This is a genomic window from Paenibacillus sp. LjRoot153, from assembly GCF_964253085.1.
Taxonomy (GTDB): Bacteria; Bacillota; Bacilli; order Paenibacillales; family NBRC-103111; genus Paenibacillus_E.
Genome location: NZ_CAXUQH020000001.1, coordinates 6,630,257 through 6,642,307, shown reverse-complemented (window position 1 = coordinate 6,642,307; position 12,051 = coordinate 6,630,257). Strand labels below are relative to the sequence as shown.

Here is a 12,051-nt window from a genome sequence, read left to right as displayed (position 1 = left end):
TTACTATCTCGTTTAGGCGAGGACATCTGAAGGAGGGAATTTATTTGCGCAAAATGAAGGCTTGGCTGATCGGATTATTTTCATTTATTTTTATCCTTGGGAGTTTAGGTGCTGTGCCAGTTCAGGTTCATGCGGCGACCATCTCGTCTTACGCATTGCCTTCGATCTACGCCGCATCCACGGTGTATGGCCTCAAGGTAGATGCAACAACGATTCCAGTTGTTAGTTACACAGGCGATTACGATTATGCCCATTTCTCCATGTCGGGCGCAGCAACCATTGAGATTACGGCCATAGGGCAAGCGAACATTACGTCCTACTCCATCTCCCCCAAGAAGCTTAATTTGACGGGAACAACGAGTGGTAATAAGCTGACTTTTACAGTCAGTGGCGACGAATATCTGATTGTCAAAATCAATGGGCAACGCGCGCTGGTCATCGCTGCTGACCCTGCGGAGACGAACAAACCTGCCTCGTCGGGGACGGGAATTTATAATGTGAAATCCTCGCCATACAACGCGGATAGCACAGGTGCAGGTATGGCGACGACAGCCATTCAGAATGCGATTAATGATGCTGCCAACTACACAGGCGGGCAAGGAATTGTCTATGTGCCTGCGGGGATCTATAAAGCGGGGAATCTCGAGCTGAAAAGCGACGTTGCTTTATATTTAGAAGGCGGCGCCGTGCTTCGTTTTACTGGGGTTGCGAGTGACTATACCGTGAATTGGCACAAGGATTCTCAGAGTCGTGACGTCACTTGGTGGTTATACACACCGACCGGCGCAGACAATGTGAAGATATACGGTCGGGGTACCATCGACGGTAATGGCAAGTACGCGACAACGACGAACAATTTTGCCAGTAATATTATCGTGCCGATTGGGACTACCAATTTTACCTTCGATGGACCGTTGATTCGCGATTCTGGGTCGTGGGCTGTAACGCCAGCAAGGTCGAACGATCTTACATTCAAAAATATGAAGATCTTTAACCGTTTTGACATGGGTGAGAATGACGGCATCGATGTGAATGAATCTCAGAATGTGCTTGTGCAGCATAGCATCGGAATTGGATTGGATGATCCTTACACAACGAAAACGTGGGATCAGTCAGTGGATATTAGTCTAAGCTGGCCGGGAAGTCCCGAGCCTGTCAGTAATGTCGTGTTTGATGATCTCATTTCCTGGACGGTATGCTTCGGATATAAAGTAGGTCAAGGGATGAGACAAAATCAAAGTGATGTGACTTTCAAAAATAGTGTGGTTTACGATGCATCTGTCGGTATCGGTGTCGATCATAAATACGGTGTGGGTGCGCTTACGAATGTTACCTTTGATAATATCGATATTGAGAAAATAACCTATACCAACGATAGCACGCGAACTTGGGCCTTTTTTATCATTCGGAACGCTGATAGTTTCGGTGGCGGCACGATTAATACATTGAATGTCAAAAACATTCTAGTCCGCGATGCTGGAACGACTTTAGGGACATTGAAAGGCTACAGCAGCACCAAAGACATCAGTAATATTACGTTTAATAACATTGTCATGCCGGGCAGTGCGACACCTGCGCAAAATTTAGCTCAAATGAACATACTCAATCGAGCTTATCATACACCTGTGACTATCCTGCCAACGCAAATTGCAGAACCTGTGCAACGACCGAATTTAGCGTTGAATAAACCAGCTACAGCCTCATCTTCCGCTGCTGCGCCGAGTCTTTCTTTTGATGGTAACTTTGGTACGAGATGGGGTTCCAGCTATACAGATGCCGAGTGGATTTATGTGGATCTAGGCTCCCCGGTGAATGTTGATGCCGTAAAGCTCTACTGGGAAGCTGCATATGGGAAGAATTATCAGATTCAAGTGTCGAGTGATGGGGTCAACTGGACGAATGTATTTACCACGACGACAGGGGATGGCGGTATCGATGACATTAGCTTCACACCGACTTTGGCGAGATATGTGAAAATGAATGGGACGCTGCGAGGCTCAGTGTATGGCTATTCGTTATGGGAGTTTGAAGTGAACGGAACCGTAGGCAACTTAGCCATTGGGGCAGGTGTTTCGGCGACTAGTTCCGTAGAGAATGCGAATTTTTCGACAGCTAAAATCAATGACGGACAACGTAACGCGGTATCCGGTTCTATGGGGTGGACCAGTAACAACAGCTTAACAACGAATCATACAGAGTCGGTGACATTCGATATGGGTTCGAACAAGACGATTTCGAAAGTAGATCTGTATCCACGAAATGACGTTGGCAATATCGGTCAGAACTTTCCGATTGACTTCACGATTAAGACTTCGACGGATAATGTGAATTGGTCGACAGTGGTGACACGTACGGGCTATGCGCAGCCGGGGAATGCTGTTCAAAGCTTTGCGTTTTCTGCGGTATCTGCAAGATATGTGAAGATCGAAGGGACAAATCTACGCCCGAACCCAAGTGATGCGAATCGGTATCGGATGGCCTTTCCAGAGGTGGAAATCTATGCGTCTAATCAAGCAGCTGGGGCCATTGTGTCAGCGAGCAGCTCATTGGAAAACACCAATTACTCCACGAACAAAGTGAATGACGGCGGGCGCAATTCCGTTACGGGTTCAATGGGCTGGACCAGCAACAACAGCTTAACTGCGAACCATACCGAATCCATGACGCTGGATATGGGCTCCAATCGCAGCATGGCGAAGGTGGACCTGTATCCGCGTAATGATGCGGGAAATATCGGTCAGAATTTCCCGATTGATTTTACGATTCAGACGTCTACGGATAATGTGAATTGGACGACAGTCGTGACGAGAACGGGCTATGCGCAGCCAGGAAATGCGGTGCAAAGCTTCACGTTCACCGCTGCGACAGCGCGTTATGTGAAAGTGGAGGGAACGAGCCTGCGTCCAAATCCGAGTGATGCGAATCGGTATCGGATGGCGTTTGCTGAGGTTGAGGTGTACTGAAGTAAGGGAAATAACCACGTTAGCCTTGGGGCTGATGTGGTTATTTTTTCATAAAAGAGATGGCCGGCGCCAAACACAAGTCCTTCATGGTCATGTTCTTCAAGTATGTAGGCTCATTGTGCGTGGACTCCAGCAACACGGTTAGGAAGGTATACAACGCCGAAGTCAGCTGCTAAGGCTTGCTGTAATACTGCTGGTTCGCATCAAACAGTTTGTTAAAGCACTGTCGAATTTCCAGCTCCCGATCGCATGAAATAAGGGGATTTTCGGGTGTAACCGATTTCCATTTATCTAATTTTGTAATAAAATTAACTTCTTGGCGGCAATGCGCTTTCAGCTGACAAAGGTACGCGGAGAAGCTCGTCAGGCTTATGCTCGGTAAAGTCACATCACGTTGACGAAAGTCTGTTACTATTACATATATAGATAAGATAAAGGAGCTGCAGCTATGAATATCAATCGTTGGGCCCTGGTCACCGGAGCAGATCGGGGGCTTGGCCTCGCCTTGGTCAAAGGACTGTTGGCACGAGGTTATGACGTATGGGCAGGGCAGTACGCAGAGGAATGTCAGGCATTGCAGGAATTGGAGGCAGCCTATGGTAAGCGGTTACGTCCTATTCGTCTGGATATCAGCGATGCGAAGAGCGTGGCGGAAGCGCTGCGTATGGTGGCTGCTGAGACAGAGCAGCTAGATCTGCTTATAAATAATGGAGCCATCCTGGGGAACATTACCTCCACGATTCAAGATGAGCTGGATTTTGAAGATATCGAGCAGGTGTTCCGCGTCAACACACTTGGCGCATTGCGTATGACGAATGGACTGATTGATCTTATTTTAAAAAGCACCGACAAGATCATTGTGAACATCTCGTCCGAAGCCGGGAGCGTCGGGGCCTGTAAGAGAACAGCTTGGTATGCCTACTGCATGTCCAAGTCTGCGCTCAATATGCAATCTCAGCTCGTTCATAACCAAATTTCTCTGCAAGGCGGCAAAGTGCTGGTTGTGCATCCCGGGCATGTGCAGTCCTACATGAAGGGCGAGCTTGATGCGTCTGCCAAGTTGTCGCCAGAGCAATCTGCTCAGCACATTCTCGGCCTCCTCGAGCAGCGTCTCGGCCCCGATTGGCCGGATCAGGCGCTGGCACTGACCGATTACCAAGGGGGACAATGGCCGTGGTAAGACATGGCGACATGACGTAAAAAGGAGATGGATTCGTATGGCAAGTATTCCAACCTTGCTGCTTGGCAATAACGACGATGCGCCGTACCATATACTGCGTGCGGTGCAGGAGCTTATTATCGATAACCTTGGAGCGTCTTTTCAAGTGACAGCGGTAGAAGGTACCTCTCACCTGAAATTGGACGTCCTCCAGTCTTATCCGTTAGTCGTTTCCTACTTAGATATTTGGAAAAAAGTACCTGAGGCTGAAGAAACAGCGGGCCTCCTCCAATATGTTGCTGGCGGCGGTGGACTGCTCGTCATCCATAACGGCATCTCGATCCAGGGCAGCCCAGAGCTAAGTCAGTTGATTGGAGCTCGATTCACGGGGCACCCGGCTTATACCACACTCCCCTTCACGATGACGGAGAGCAATCATCCCTTGACGAAGGGACTCGAGCCGTTTGAGATGGACGAAGAGCCATACCGCTTCGAACTAGACCCGTTCGCGCCGATCGAGCTCCTCTTGACGTACACACATGAAGGCAAAGAATGGCCTGCAGCTTGGACGCGCACCTATGGGTTGGGCAGGGTCGTTTACCTGATGCCTGGCCATCACCCGCCATCCTTTCAATCGGAGGCTTATGGGAAGTGGATCCGTTCTGCGGGCTTCTGGGCGGCAGGCTCACCACTAACCTAAGATGACATTCGGCTCCAACGAGTTGACAAAAACCAGTGCCTAGATAGGCACTGGTTTTTTGAACGTTCTATTCATCCAGCTCGCACCCGAACCCGAACCCGAACCCGAACCCCTCTCCCAGCTAACGGACACAGGGGACGTTATTCGTGAGTAATCGAAGTTTTTAAACTTCTAATGGACACAGCAGCCTCTATCCGCCTGAAATCAGGCAGCAAACAGCACTTTATGCCATAATAACGCCTGTGGTGTCCGTTAGCTCCCCAAAAGAGCCACTAAGCAATGAATAACGTCCATGGTGTCCGTTAGCGTAGCAATCCACCGACTCGCGCCCCAAAAATGCCGCAAAGTAGCGATCCAATGTTCTACATAGGGCGACGCAGCCAAGGCACTAAGTTAATACATAAATTTCTCTATATAGTCAATTTAAAGACTTGTCTTTTATATGTCCCCTTTCATACAATAGGAGAAGATAGTAAGTAACACCTTAGGATTGGAGCGCTGTGTGATGCGTTTTAAAGATGTGTTTTCCATCATCGGCCCCTCGATGATCGGTCCCTCCTCCTCGCATACCGCGGGTGCGATTCGTTTGGGACGCGTCGCCAGGCAGCTGCTAGGCGAGCAGCCGCTCAAAGCAGAGATCACGTTATACGGATCCTTCGCGGATACGTATCGAGGTCATGGTACGGATCTCGCGCTGGTCGGCGGGATTTTGGATTTTGAGACGGATGATCCACGTATTCCTCAAGCGGCAGATGAAGCGGAAGCGTTAGGCGTCACTGTAGCTTTTCATATTAGTAAAGATAAGGCCGACCATCCGAACACGGTGGGTATTGTACTTACCTCAGAATCGCGGAAAGTCAGCATGAGAGGGGCCTCGATCGGTGGAGGCAATGTAGAAATAATTAACGTTGATCAATTTGATGTGAAATTCACAGCGAATTATCCCACATTGGTTATTTCACATCATGATCGGCCAGGAATGATTGCAGATATTACGACACTGCTAGGAAGCAATTTAATCAATATTGGATTTATGGATTTGGATCGGAAAGGGCGTAACCGCGAAGCGATGACGGTCATTGAGACGGATGCATCGATTCCAGCTACTTTAGTTGAACAAATGCTGCGGTTGAACATGATCACCGACGTTAGAAAAGTGGACCTTGCAGAAAGGAGCGACGCATGAGATTCCGGACATTAAAGCAACTTGCTGAGGTATGCGCAGCGGAAGGCTTGACGATAGCAGAAGTAATGCTGGCTGATCAAAGTCAAGAATCAGGAAAACCGCCCGAGTATGTGTTTGATAAGATGCGAGCGTACTATCAAATCATGAAAGAGGCCGTGACCAAAGGCCTGACCGAGGACACGACATCGCGAAGCGGGTTAACGGGGAGGGATGCGCAGCGTGTCGCCTCTTATCTCACGACGACGGAGGCATCGCTCGGAGAAGAGGCTTGCAAGGCGATGGCTTATGCGCTAGCAGTTTCGGAGGTTAACGCATCTATGGGCCGAATCATTGCCACGCCGACAGCTGGCTCGTGTGGGATCATTCCAGGTGTATTTATTAGTTCTCAGCAGCGTTTTGGCTGGGAGGATGATCATCTGGTGAAGGGGCTGCTATGTGCGGGTGCGATTGGGTATGTGATCGCCAACAATTCTTTCGTTTCTGGTGCGGAAGGCGGATGTCAGGCCGAAGTTGGCTCTGCGATCGGGATGGCGGCAGGCGCACTCGTTGAGCTGCGCGGCGGCACCCCAGAACAAGCGATGCATGCGGTAGGGCTTGCGCTCAAGAATACGCTTGGACTAATCTGCGATCCTGTCGGCGGACTGGTGGAAATCCCTTGCATCGTTCGCAACGGTTTCGGAGCAGTTAATGCGATGGCGGCAGCCGATATGGCATTGGCCGGTGTCAGATCGGTCATTCCTTCGGACGAGGTCGTCCATGTCATGTACGAAGTGGGCACCGCCATGCCGGAGAAACATCGGGAAACAGCCAAAGGCGGCTTAGCGCAGACACCGACTGGGCGCAAAATTATGAAGGAACTGAACCTGAATAGGAAGCAATAGCAGCTATGCAAATAACCGCCACCTCAATCATAAGGGGGCGGTTATTGTCATTTACTAAGATGCATTAGGCTGCTTTTTTCGTGTAACGCTTTGTCGACCATCAATGCTAACGGGGATATCCCCATCTACAGTAACTCGGCGCACAATGCGATGTTGATCGCCATAATCATTAATCGCATAATGCTGAGTTGCCCGATTATCCCAAATCACGACATCGCCAGCTGACCAGCGCCAACGAACGGTATTTTCCAGCTTGGTGATATGGGATTGAAGAAGTGCAATTAATTGCGCGGAATCCGCAGAAGAAAGGCCAAGTATTTTCTTGGCAAAATGCCCAAGCACCAAAGTGCGCTCACCCGTTTCTGGATGTACACGAACGAGAGGATGTTCCGTTTCATACACGGTTGAGGCAAACACCTCCCGATGGTGCTGCTTCGCCGAGTCTGATACTTGCGGACGATGTGCAGCATAGTCGTAATCATTACTATGCAGCGCCCAGAGCTGATCAACCAGGTTGCGAAGTTCGGCTGGTAGGTGCTCATACGCAGCAGCTGTATTCGCCCAGACGGTATCTCCGCCAGAGAGCGGCACAACGACGGCACGGAGGACAGATGCTTGTGGATAAGCTTCCACGAAAGTTACGTCTGTGTGCCAGGAATCAGCTCTTCCCCCATGATTGGAGTCTAGCTCTAGCACATAGTCGGTACCCTGTTTAATAGGAACCGTAGGATGAGCGACAGGAGCACCTAACAAGCGGGCGAATGCTTCTTGACCAGCGTCATCCAGCTGGTGCTGTCCACGAAAGAAAAGCACTTTATGCTGCAATAAGGCTTCTCGGATCGCTGAAACCGAGTGAGTGTCCAATTCAGCATGAAGGCTTACTCCTTTAATTTCTGCGCCAATTCTTCCAGCAATCGGCAATACCTCAATGTCCCCAGCTGTTTGCTTAACTTGCTCATTTGTACTCATCGTCTTGGCCTCCAATATTATAGTTTTATGCGCCTTCTACGGCAACAGTCGCATACTGGTTAAGGGGTCTTGCAAGTCCCAAATGCCCCCGAAGTGTGGAGCCGGAATACTCAGTTCGGAACAAGCCTCTGCGCTGCAGTTCTGGAATGACAAACTCTGCGAATTCTTCGATCCCTGCAGGTAAATACGGCGGCATCACATTAAAGCCATCACTGCCCCCATGAAGGAACCATTCTTCGAGTTGATCGGCAATTTGGATAGGGGTGCCAGCGAATGTGCGATGCCCACGACCGCCAGCTAGACGGTGAAGCAGCGCGCGAATGGTTAAGTTCTCGCGTTGTGCGAGGTCAACGACTAGCTGAAAGCGGCTTTTATTGCCGTTGATGTCGGACAAGCTAGGAAGCTCCGGTAACGGACCATCCAAGGGATAGGAGTGCAAATCGACGCCCAGCATATTTGACAGCTGATTGAGACCATATTCAGGAACAGTTAATTCGTTTAATTGTTGCTCTTTCTCTTTCGCCTCAGATTCGGTCCTACCGATGATGGGGCAGATGCCAGGCAGTATTTTCAACTGCTCAGGAGAGCGGCCATACTTCACTAATCGAGCTTTGACATCGGAGTAAAATTGCTGGGCTTCGATGAGGGTTTGCTGTGCAGTAAATATCGCCTCAGCGTATTGCGCAGCGAATTCTTTGCCATCTTCAGAAGAACCGGCTTGAACGAGCACAGGATACCCTTGCGGGGATCTAGGAATATTCAAGGGACCGCGAACTTTGAACGTGTCGCCGACATGATTGATCTCTCGGACTTTACTCCGATCCGCGAAGGTGCCAGACTCCCGATCGATGATGAGAGCTTCATCTTCCCAGCTATCCCACAAGCTGGTTGTGACATCTAAGAATTCTTTCGCTCGCTCATAGCGCTTGCTGTGCTCTAAATGGGTATCTTTGCTGAAATTACTGGCTTCAAAAGAGCTGCCCGACGTAACAATATTCCATCCAGCGCGACCTTTGCTGATATGATCCAGCGAAGCAAATTTACGGGCAACATGAAACGGTTCGTTATACGTCGTGGAGACGGTACCAATCAGTCCAATATGCTCCGTAACAGCGGCTAACGCCGATAGTAGAGTAAAAGGCTCGAGGCCAACAAACGCGCCATGCTTAATATTTTGACTTACGGCCAACCCATCTGCGAGAAACAGAGAGTCGAACTTCGCCTTTTCCGCAATTTGAGCGATCCGTTGAAAATATCGAATATCGGTTATGTTCTCAGGCTCTGTATTCTGATGCCTCCATGAAGCTTCGTGATGTCCAGTATTCATGAGAAAAACATTTAAATGTAGTTGTCTTTTGGATTGACTCATAGTCATTCACGCCACCTTTTTCATTTATTCGCTGTAAGTTTGCTTCCAGCCGGTCAATCTTTTCTCAAGCGTAACAAGCAGGAAATTAATAATGACACCAATTACGGAAATCGAAATAATACCTGCGTACATGTTCGTAATCTGGAAGCTGAATTGTGTGTATTGAATTAAGTAACCCAGGCCAGATTTGGCTCCGACCATTTCAGCCGCGACAAGTACGAGTATAGAGCTTGCACCTGCCTGCCGAATGCCTACGAAAATCGTGGGAATTGCAGCAGGGATGATAACCTTGCGAAATAGTTGAATAGAAGACAAGCCCATTGAACGGGCCGATTTAATTAAAAGGGGTTCCACATTTTTCACACCGCTGATGGTGTTCAGTAGGAGCGGGAAGGCGCAAGCATAGAGCACGATGGCTACCTTAGAGGTTTCACCTAGCCCCAATAAGAGGATGAATACGGGTAGAATGGCCAGCGCTGCTGTATTCCGAAGCAACTCAAGCAGAGGATTGAGATATTCGGAGACGGGCTTCCACCAGCCTATCGCAAGTCCTAGGGGAATACTGAGCAATATGGCTAACAAGAATCCGCCGAGAGAGCGCGATAAGCTTGCAGTCGTATGCTCAGCTAGATCACCGGAGAGCAGAAGTTGCCACCAGGACGTAGCGATTTCGGAGATCGGAGGGAAGAATGTGGCATCGACGAGCCCGAGGCGCGGGGCAAATTCCCATAAGAGCAGCAAGGCGATAATCACAATGCTGTTTTTAAATGCTTTTCGCAGCTTTGTTACGATCCAACCGATGGCATCAAAGCTTTCCTTTCTACCCAAGATCAGGGCTTTACCTGCATTTACACTAGCCATTGATAACGCCTCCTTTTATCACTGATTTACTAGGCTCAAAGCTATCCAAGGTCTTACTTTTCTCTTGTTCTTGCGCTCTGCTTACTTCATCTTTGAGTAAATCCCATACTTCATGCCGCAGCTTGACGAAATCTGGGTTGGATCTCAAATCTTCTTCACTTCTCCTCGATTCAAAAGGAATATCAAGCACCGTCTTAATTCGCCCAGGACGCGAGGTCATCACAGCCACTCTTTGCCCCAAATAAACCGCTTCTTCGATACCGTGCGTGATAAAAATAATCGTTTTCTTCGTGGCTTCCCAGATGCGCAATAATTCGCTTTGCAGTGTTTCTCGTGTTTGTGCATCAAGTGCTGCAAAAGGCTCATCCATCAGCAGCACTTCAGGGTCATAAGCTAAGCTCCTTGCGATCGCAACACGCTGCTTCATGCCGCCGGAAATTTCGTGGGGATATCTATTTTCAAAACCGGATAGGCCCACTAACTGAATAAACTCTAAGGCAATTTTGCGTCGTTCCTTACGAGGCACGCCCTTAGCCTCCAAGCCAAATTCCACATTGGCAAGTGTTGTTTTCCAAGGGAATAAGGCATATTGCTGGAACACAATCCCACGATCAAGATTAGGCCCTGTGATGGGCTTCCCATCTAGTAGAATTTGTCCGCTGCTAGGCTTCGTTAACCCTGCAAGGAGGTCCAGAAGTGTGGATTTACCGCAGCCGCTAGGCCCAACAATGACCATGAATTCTCCCTGTTTGACGTCCAAGTTAATATCCTGTAAGGCGGAGATGGGCTGTGAATCTTCTTTCAGGTGCCCTAAGTTTCGCTGAATACGAAACGATTTCTGCACATGCTGAATGCTAATTTTAGCTGTCATTGACTTGCCTCCTTCACGTTTTCTTTAGATGATGTTTACTTTTTCTCATTGACAAAAGGGTTAAATTCATTCGTATATAGGCCTTTGACACTCAACTGTCCCTCTTTAATCACACCTTCGTTGACAAGCCAATGGATCCAGGTGTCGAATTCTTTGTCAGAAATGAGCCCTCCTTTACCTGCAATGCCCGTACTTTTCCAGAACTTAACGGTAGAGGTGTCTTCTTTGCGATCGCGTGCGTTGATGATTTTTTCATAACGAGCCACGACTTCGGTCTGAGGTGTTGTGCGAGCCCATTCAATGGCTTTGGCTGTCGCTTCAACAAATTTATGTGAGGCATTGGGATTGTTCTTGATGAATTTGTCAGTCAGTACATAGCTTCCAGCACTAAAATTGCCAAATAAATCTTTATCTTTGAATAAAGGCTGAATGCCGCCGCGTTCCAGCGCTTTATCACGAAGGGTGCCTCCAAGTGCGGCTACATCAATTTGTGCAGCACGCAGTGTTTGCTCTGATGTCACCGGTGGAACGACAACCAAGGTGACTTGCTTAATTTCCTCGGCTGTAAGACCCGCTCTGTGCAAATATTCTTTAATGACGAATTCATGGTGTGCACCTAACGTATTTACCGCAATTTTTTTGCCGATAAGATCCTTTGCTGTTTTAATCGGACTGCCATCTAGCACGTAATATCCAGTCCACGTATTATCATCGACACCATAGTAAGAAATAACGGGCTTAATTGGTGCCTTCGCAGCGATCAGCTTCACAATGGCACCATTGAAGGCTCCGCCAAAATCCGTATCACCGGTTACGACTGCTTGAATATCTTGCGGACCGCTAATGGTATTGCCGATAAACTTTAACTTCAAGGGGGCGAGGTAGCCCAAATCTTCAGCTAATTCGGGATATGTAACGGAACCGACGCTACCTTGATAGCGAAGCTCAGAAACTTCTGGCGTCTGGCCTTTTGCTGAAACGGTTTGATCTTTGTTGCCACAAGCGGATACGACGAAGGATGAGGCAAGAACGAAAGATAAGGCTGTCACATAACTTCTTTTCAATGGTATGGTCATAATCCAATTCCCCCTT

Annotated in this window: 10 protein-coding genes; 5 read left to right on the top strand and 5 right to left on the bottom strand. The window is 48.7% G+C overall.

The window, feature by feature from the left end:
• Positions 1-53 precede the first annotated feature (53 nt).
• The 5 genes from ACSQ8P_RS28650 to sdaAA all read left to right on the top strand — a co-directional run bounded on the left by ACSQ8P_RS28650 (position 54) and on the right by sdaAA (position 6,889).
• Entirely contained in the window at positions 54-2,963 is a 2,910-nt protein-coding gene (locus ACSQ8P_RS28650) for a discoidin domain-containing protein (RefSeq protein ID WP_436239622.1), read from the top strand.
• Between the two features lie 448 nt (positions 2,964-3,411).
• The gene (locus ACSQ8P_RS28645) at positions 3,412-4,143 is read left to right on the top strand and encodes an SDR family NAD(P)-dependent oxidoreductase (RefSeq protein WP_436238303.1); all 732 of its coding nucleotides are present in this window, start codon (positions 3,412-3,414) and stop codon (positions 4,141-4,143) included.
• Between the two features lie 37 nt (positions 4,144-4,180).
• Entirely contained in the window at positions 4,181-4,822 is a 642-nt protein-coding gene (locus ACSQ8P_RS28640; RefSeq protein WP_436238302.1) for a ThuA domain-containing protein, read from the top strand.
• A 505-nt stretch (positions 4,823-5,327) separates the two neighbouring features.
• Positions 5,328-6,008 (top strand): L-serine ammonia-lyase, iron-sulfur-dependent subunit beta, encoded by a 681-nt coding sequence (sdaAB, locus tag ACSQ8P_RS28635; RefSeq protein WP_436238301.1) that lies wholly within the window; start codon positions 5,328-5,330, stop codon positions 6,006-6,008.
• Positions 6,005-6,889 carry an L-serine ammonia-lyase, iron-sulfur-dependent, subunit alpha gene (gene sdaAA / locus ACSQ8P_RS28630; protein ID WP_436238300.1) on the top strand — a complete coding sequence of 295 codons (885 nt, stop codon included), beginning with the start codon at positions 6,005-6,007 and terminating at the stop codon, positions 6,887-6,889. Before sdaAB ends, sdaAA begins: the two co-directional genes overlap by 4 nt.
• A 54-nt stretch (positions 6,890-6,943) precedes the next feature.
• Here sdaAA and ACSQ8P_RS28625 read toward each other — a convergent pair whose 3' ends face one another.
• Genes ACSQ8P_RS28625 through ACSQ8P_RS28605 form a run of 5 tightly spaced genes read right to left on the bottom strand, consistent with a single transcriptional unit; the run spans position 6,944 to position 12,035 of the window.
• Positions 6,944-7,858, bottom strand: coding sequence for a TauD/TfdA dioxygenase family protein (locus ACSQ8P_RS28625; RefSeq protein WP_436238299.1), 915 nt, complete (start codon positions 7,856-7,858; stop codon positions 6,944-6,946).
• A gap of 25 nt (positions 7,859-7,883) precedes the next feature.
• On the bottom strand, positions 7,884-9,227 hold the full coding sequence (locus tag ACSQ8P_RS28620) for an LLM class flavin-dependent oxidoreductase (protein WP_436238298.1): 1,344 nt from the start codon (positions 9,225-9,227) through the stop codon (positions 7,884-7,886).
• A gap of 24 nt (positions 9,228-9,251) precedes the next feature.
• Positions 9,252-10,088 carry an ABC transporter permease gene (locus tag ACSQ8P_RS28615; protein ID WP_436238297.1) on the bottom strand — a complete coding sequence of 279 codons (837 nt, stop codon included), beginning with the start codon at positions 10,086-10,088 and terminating at the stop codon, positions 9,252-9,254.
• Positions 10,081-10,959 carry an ABC transporter ATP-binding protein gene (locus ACSQ8P_RS28610; RefSeq protein WP_056609282.1) on the bottom strand — a complete coding sequence of 293 codons (879 nt, stop codon included), beginning with the start codon at positions 10,957-10,959 and terminating at the stop codon, positions 10,081-10,083. Before ACSQ8P_RS28610 ends, ACSQ8P_RS28615 begins: the two co-directional genes overlap by 8 nt.
• A gap of 35 nt (positions 10,960-10,994) precedes the next feature.
• Positions 10,995-12,035 (bottom strand): ABC transporter substrate-binding protein, encoded by a 1,041-nt coding sequence (locus ACSQ8P_RS28605; protein ID WP_056609284.1) that lies wholly within the window; start codon positions 12,033-12,035, stop codon positions 10,995-10,997.
• Between the last annotated feature and the right edge of the window lie 16 nt (positions 12,036-12,051).

Coding starts and splice junctions, on each gene's coding strand:
- sdaAA (WP_436238300.1), top strand. CDS start 6,005: ATGAGATTCCGGACATTAAAGCAACTTGCTGAGGTATGCGCAGCGGAA.
- ACSQ8P_RS28625 (WP_436238299.1), bottom strand. CDS start 7,858: ATGAGTACAAATGAGCAAGTTAAGCAAACAGCTGGGGACATTGAGGTA.
- ACSQ8P_RS28620 (WP_436238298.1), bottom strand. CDS start 9,227: ATGAGTCAATCCAAAAGACAACTACATTTAAATGTTTTTCTCATGAAT.
- ACSQ8P_RS28640 (WP_436238302.1), top strand. CDS start 4,181: ATGGCAAGTATTCCAACCTTGCTGCTTGGCAATAACGACGATGCGCCG.
- ACSQ8P_RS28650 (WP_436239622.1), top strand. CDS start 54: ATGAAGGCTTGGCTGATCGGATTATTTTCATTTATTTTTATCCTTGGG.
- ACSQ8P_RS28615 (WP_436238297.1), bottom strand. CDS start 10,088: ATGGCTAGTGTAAATGCAGGTAAAGCCCTGATCTTGGGTAGAAAGGAA.
- ACSQ8P_RS28610 (WP_056609282.1), bottom strand. CDS start 10,959: ATGACAGCTAAAATTAGCATTCAGCATGTGCAGAAATCGTTTCGTATT.
- ACSQ8P_RS28645 (WP_436238303.1), top strand. CDS start 3,412: ATGAATATCAATCGTTGGGCCCTGGTCACCGGAGCAGATCGGGGGCTT.
- ACSQ8P_RS28605 (WP_056609284.1), bottom strand. CDS start 12,035: ATGACCATACCATTGAAAAGAAGTTATGTGACAGCCTTATCTTTCGTT.
- sdaAB (WP_436238301.1), top strand. CDS start 5,328: ATGCGTTTTAAAGATGTGTTTTCCATCATCGGCCCCTCGATGATCGGT.